Origin of the sequence: Helicobacter sp. 13S00482-2 (assembly GCF_002272795.1) — a bacterium.
Lineage (GTDB): Bacteria > Campylobacterota > Campylobacteria > Campylobacterales > Helicobacteraceae > Helicobacter_J.
This window is the reverse complement of sequence record NZ_MLAT01000071.1, coordinates 1-624: the sequence shown is the minus strand read 5'-3', so window position 1 is coordinate 624 and position 624 is coordinate 1. Positions and strand designations below refer to the sequence as shown.

At 40.1% G+C, this 624-nt stretch carries 1 protein-coding gene; it reads left to right on the top strand.

All coding sequences use genetic code 11. The features are described 5' to 3' along the window. The coding region (locus BKH42_RS09665) for a hypothetical protein (RefSeq protein WP_180674052.1) at nucleotides 1-624 on the top strand (624 nt) is incomplete at both ends.

Here is a 624-nt window from a genome sequence, read left to right as displayed (position 1 = left end):
TTGATGGGAATTACAATGGAGATTCATATGCTTCTCTTAAGGGTAAAGCTTTTGTAGGAAATATGGACATCAGTGCGAATGCTCCTGTTTTTACCTTTAAAAATGGTGCGGTCGCAGAGATTGGGTACTTTAAAAACAAGTTTTTGATTCCAAGTTGGTATTCTTATGGCCTGAATGTCAGAAGCAATGCGAAGGTTCATATCAAAGACTTCAATGTCTCTGTAGCTTCTGGCGTGGTGAATGTAGATGATCATTCGACTTTAAAGATCGACTCTTTTGGATACAATGGTATGGATTTTCTTGCTAGGGTCACCAATGGCTCTACGCTTGAAGTTACGAAGTTTTTTCAAAATAGTGGGACACAAAGTTATTGGAGCTCATGGGGAGCTGCTGATCCCAATGTCAGGAAAGAAATCTATGTGGATAACTCCACCTTAAAAGGGGATTTTACTTTAACCAAGCCTACTGATCAGTCTGGCCAAAACTACAGCTCCGCCAACACCAACTTCCAAATCAAATTCTTCAATAACGCTAAATTTGAAGGCAAATTGATCAACAATGCATCCACTGCCCTAAAGAGTACCGTAGGTGTTAGTGTCTCTAATAGTACCTTACCCACACTTG